Below are 5,414 nucleotides of genomic sequence, written 5' to 3'. Positions count from 1 at the left end.
GCCGGTAACGGCAGCGGTCTGAAGAGGAACGGTCTTGAGGTTCAGAGCCATAGCAACTACAACGCCGATCAGAATGAGACCGGAAATCCACATCTTTGTCTTGCTCTTTGGAGCACTGTCATCGCCTGCACCTGCTTCTTCCTTAGCTGCCTTTACAGCAGCATCATCCATGGCGCCTGCGCTCTTCACCGGAATGGTCTTACGGCCAATGGTGAGCATGTAAACCAGAACGATGATAGACAGCGGAACGCCGATGAGGGCGAATTCGAAGAAGCCGAAGGACGGAAGTCCTGCAGCAGACAGAGCGCCGGTAACGATAACGTTTGGCGGAGTACCGATCATGGTGATGGTGCCGCCTACGTTAGCTGCGACTGCCAGAGGCATCAATTCCTTGGAAGCAGGAATGTGGGCTGCGTTGGCAATACCGATGATAACCGGCATGAGGCATGCAACGGTACCGGTATTGGAAGATACGGAGGAAAGGATGATGGTAACGAGCATGATAGCGCCCATCAGCGGAACTTCCTTCGTGCCTGCCTTGTTAACAACCCAGAGACCGATGGCTTCAGCAAGTCCTGTCTTGAACATAGCTGCGCCGATGACGAACATACCACCGAAAAGAACGACGGTGGAGTTGGAAAGACCTGCATATACCTGTTTGGACGGAAGAACACCGAGAATACCGAGAGCCGTGCAGGCTGCCATAGCGGTAACTGCCAGCGGGATCAGTTCGGTAACAAACAGGAATGCTGCTACTGCCAATACACACAGTGTGATAATGGCTGGATCCATAAGGTTCACCTTCCTTTTGATTTTTCTGTCCTCATTCCTTTTATGGTGCTGATTAAGGAAATCGGAACGGAACTCTCCGGAAAGTCATAAGGACTCATATGAAGTTATAAAAGAATAATTGCTGAATTCCGAATATGAATCCCGAATTTACCATCCGGAAAAAATTCTCCCCTGGCAAACCTTCTATCCTCCTTCGTTCAAAGCCCCGGGGTAGGAGCCTGCATCTACGTAATTGCGAATGATATGCATTACATAGGCACCTATGTTCATTGTAAATGCATGCTATGATTTTAGCAAATTTACATAACATGCTATGTATCAATCATTTTTCTCTTCCATTCCATGAAATGAGTTCCCTGATTTCTTTTTTTTATGCCTTTTTTAAATGAAAACAGGCCTCCTTTTTCCCTTCTTTCTTTCTGTCCACGAAGAAAGAAAAAATCCATAGACATCGATTTTATCGTCTGCTATGGATTTTCAAAGTTATCAATATTTATTATCATTTGCAGATTAACATCGTATGCTTTCTAACTTTTTCAAATTTCCATTTTTACATTTTATTGTTCACCTAAAATCGTACCTATTAGGTTTTTTATATAGGGTGCTATAGATGATTGTTATAAGGGCCACTCCGTGGCCCGGGTTCAGAGGGTTCAAAGGGTTCAGAAGGTTCAAAGGGTTGTAGATTGCCCTTCGGGCAATGAGTTTTATATGCCGCTTCGCGGCAGGCGTTACATTCCTGTCTTCACGCCGAACACAGTCTGGGCAAAACAAAGAATTTTGGTGCATGACGATAGTAACTCATTTGCAATAAATACCAATCGGCGGGAAGGTTCTTAGGTTTGATGGGCCTGTGGCCTGAGGGTTGTGGTATCGCCCTGCGGGCGATGTTTTTATATGCCGCTTCGCGGCAGGCGTTACATTCCTGTCTTCACGCCGGACACAGAATGCTGGGCAAAGCAAAGAATCTTGGTGCATGACGATAGTGACTCATTTGCAATACCGATCTGCGAGAATTGGCCGCCTCTGGCGGCCACCCCTTATCCGGCTGCGCCGGACTTGCCCAAAGGGAAGCGTGTCACTGGATTCTCAGTCGCCTTACGGCTCCCTACGAACCCAGTTCCCTTGCCACCCCTATGCAGGGGACAGAATAGGCCCCTCTATGCTTCCCTTTTCATTCATAATGGCGCCGAAAGGCGCCCACCACCTCCTCTGAACCCTTTGCACCTTTTGAACCCTCTGAACCCGGGACGGCTCGCCGCCCCCTTTATATTCAGCGCCCGAAGGGCGCCACCTCAACCTTCACGCCGAAGGCGTGTCAAACCTGAGAGCCTTCGCCCGCAAAGCGGGCGTCAAACTTCAGCCCCCTTGCTTTCCGAAGGAAAGCATCAAAAAAGCACCCTCCGAAGAGAGTGCTTTTTATCGACAGATTTCTTAGAGAAATCAGCCTCCGAACTGTGCCAGCATGGTGCCTGCAGCTACTGCAGTACCGATAACGCCTGCTACGTTCGGGCCCATAGCCTGCATGAGCAGGTAGTTGGACGGGTTGTCTTTCAGACCTACAATCTGGGATACGCGGGCTGCCATTGGTACGGCAGATACGCCTGCGGAACCGATCAGCGGGTTCACCTTGTTGCCGGATGCAATTCTCATGATCTGGCCGAAGAGTACGCCGCCTGCGGTGCCTGCTGCGAATGCAACGAGGCCCAGGAAAATGATTTCAATGGTCTGGAGACGAAGGAATTTATCACCGGTCATGGTGAGGCCTGTGCCGGTTGCCAGGAAAATGGTAACGATGTTGCACAGGGAGTTCTGGGCAGTATCAGACAGACGAGCGGTTACGCCGGATACTTCGAACAGGTTGCCCAGGCAGAGCATACCCATCAGTGCTGCTACCGGTGGCAGAAGCAGGGATACCACGATTGCTACGACAATCGGGAATGCTACCTTTTCGAAATGGGAAACCGGACGAAGGTTGGTCATCTTAATCTTTCTCTGTTCCTTGGTGGTGCAGAGTTTCATGATTGGCGGCTGAATCAGCGGAACCAGGGACATGTAGGAGTAAGCTGCTACAGCGATGGCGCCCAGCAGATGAGGAGCCAGTTTAGAAGTCAGGTAAATAGCGGTCGGGCCGTCGGCACCACCGATGATACCGATGGATGCTGCTTCCTGGACATTGAAGCCAAGAGCCATAGCGCCTGCCAGTGCTACGAATACGCCGATCTGGGCAGCTGCACCGAGGAGCATGGTCTTCGGGTTAGCAATCAGTGGACCAAAGTCGGTCATGGCGCCTACGCCCATGAAAATCAGCGGCGGGAAAATTTCATACTTAATACCAAATCCAATAGCCATCATAACGCCCATATCGGTTTCGAAACCGGTATTCGGGAAGTTAGCCATAATATCGCCGAAGGCGATGGGCATCAGCAGAAGAGGTTCGTAATCTTTTGCAATTGCCAGATAGAGCAGAATCAGTCCGACGAAAATCATGACGATGTTCTGCCATGTTAATGCAGCAAATCCGGAATCTGTCCATACAGAAACCAGTGCTCTCATAAAGCCATCCATATTTGTATCCTCCTAATCAGGTTGTCGTAAAATTATTTCTTCTTATTCTTGGTTGGATCCACAACGTGAATCAGCTGAATGATGAACTGAAGAACAATCAGAACGGCAAATACGATAACCATGTTAACGATACAAATGGAAAGTGGGCTCGGAGTATCCATGAATAAATCCACCTTTCTTTTTAAGCATCCTGCTTTGAAGATGCCTGTGAGGTTTCTGCCTCACACAGTGAAAATCAGAAGCAGGGAGCCGCCATGAGACGGCTCCAGCCTCCATAAATCAGTCGTTCAAACCGAAGCGATAAGACTATCAGCCCGGGAAGAATGGCCAGAAAATCGGGATAATGATTACGCTGACAATGAATGTAATAATGCAGAGCGGAACGCCTACTTTTACATAGTCATTGAAAGAGAATCCGCCAGGTCCGAGAACCAGGGTGTTTGGCGGAGTAGCCATTGGTGTTGCGAATGCCATGGATGCTGCGATACCGATAGCCATAAGTACCGGTTTCGGGTCAGCGCCGATGGACTGGGCAATGGAAATACCAATTGGTGCAAGAAGTGCTGCAGATGCAGTGTTACTCATGAACTGGGTCAGTACGTTGGAAATCAGGTACAGTACAGCGCAGAGAACGATGGGGTTCGGGTTTTCACCCATCATGCCTACTACGGTGTCGGCAATCAGTTTGCCTGCGCCTGTCTTATCCATAGCGGTAGCTACGGAAAGCATGCCGGCGAACAGGAAAATGGTTACCCAGTCGATACCTGCATAAGCTTCCTTTTCTTTCAGGCAGCCGGTGATGACGCAGAGGATTGCGCCGGTAACAGCTGCAGTCTGGAGAGGAACGGTCTTGAGGTTCAGAGCCATAGCAACAACAACGCCGATCAGGATGAGACCGGAAATCCACATCTTTGTCTTGCTCTTCGGAGCATTGTCATCAGAAGCGCCTGCTTCTTCCTTAGCAGCTTTCACTGCTTCTTCATCCATAGCACCTGCAGACTTAGCCGGAATGGTCTTACGGCCGATGGTGAGCATGTAAATCAGGACGATAACAGACAGCGGAACGCCGATGAGGGCGAATTCGAAGAAGCCGAAGGACGGAAGACCGGCCGCGGACAGAGCGCCGGTAACGATAACGTTTGGCGGAGTACCGATCATGGTGATGGTGCCGCCTACGTTAGCTGCAACAGCCAGAGGCATCAGTTCCTTGGAAGCAGGGATGTTTGCCGCATTGGCAATACCGATAACTACCGGCATGAGGCATGCAACGGTACCGGTATTGGAAGATACGGAAGACAGGATGATGGTTACGAGCATGATAGCGCCCATCAGCGGAACTTCCTTGGTGCCTGCTTTTCTAACTACTGCAAGACCAATGGTTTCAGCGAGGCCTGTTTTGAACATGGCTGCGCCGATAACGAACATACCACCGAAAAGAACGACGGTGGAGTTGGAAAGACCTGCATAAACCTGTTTAGCAGGGAGAACGCCCAGAATACCGAGAGCCGTGCAGGCTGCCATAGCGGTAACTGCCAGCGGGATCAGTTCGGTAACAAACAGGAATGCTGCTACTGCCAGTACACACAGTGTAGTAATGGCTGGATCCATAAGGTTCACCTTCCTTTTGAGTTTTTCCGATATCTGCCAGGCACGATGCCAGCCGGACATGTACCGGAATTTTCTCCGGAAGATTTGGACTCATATTTAGTTATAAAAGAATAATTGCTGAATTCCACATGAATCCGAATATGATCCGGAAAGAAATGTAATCCCTTGGTAAACCTGCTATCCTCCTTTGTTCACAGTCCCAGGGTCGGGCTCCCATCTAAGCAAATGCATATGACATGCACTTACATAGGCATCTATGCTTATTGTATTCATGAGCCCTCCCGATTTCAACCATCTTAAGACATCTCTCAATTTTGAAACATATCTTTAATTTTAATCAATAGCATGCTATTGATTATGGTTTTCATTTATACCTCCTGTCTTTTCTCCCTGAAATCAACGCTCTTTGATGGCTAATTGCAAATGCTTCTTTTTAATTTTTATTT

At 49.0% G+C, this 5,414-nt stretch carries 4 protein-coding genes; all 4 read right to left on the bottom strand.

What is annotated here, in order from left to right; translation table 11 throughout:
- Positions 1–792, bottom strand: a 792-nt coding sequence (locus Q0482_RS06600) for an SLC13 family permease (protein WP_299144865.1), incomplete at its 3' end; no start/stop codon positions are given.
- Positions 793–2,235: 1,443 nt separating this feature from the next.
- Positions 2,236–3,360 (bottom strand): sodium ion-translocating decarboxylase subunit beta, encoded by a 1,125-nt coding sequence (locus Q0482_RS06595; protein ID WP_299144863.1) that lies wholly within the window; start codon positions 3,358–3,360, stop codon positions 2,236–2,238.
- Between the two features lie 32 nt (positions 3,361–3,392).
- Positions 3,393–3,482 carry a hypothetical protein gene (locus Q0482_RS10035; RefSeq protein WP_299001203.1) on the bottom strand — a complete coding sequence of 30 codons (90 nt, stop codon included), beginning with the start codon at positions 3,480–3,482 and terminating at the stop codon, positions 3,393–3,395.
- 187 nt (positions 3,483–3,669) lie between these two features.
- Positions 3,670–4,968, bottom strand: coding sequence for an SLC13 family permease (locus Q0482_RS06590; RefSeq protein ID WP_299144862.1), 1,299 nt, complete (start codon positions 4,966–4,968; stop codon positions 3,670–3,672).
- Positions 4,969–5,414 lie beyond the last annotated feature (446 nt).

The sequence above is a fragment of the uncultured Dialister sp. genome (assembly GCF_937959425.1).
Lineage (GTDB): Bacteria > Bacillota > Negativicutes > Veillonellales > Dialisteraceae > Dialister.
This window is presented reverse-complemented; position numbering and strand designations above follow the sequence as displayed.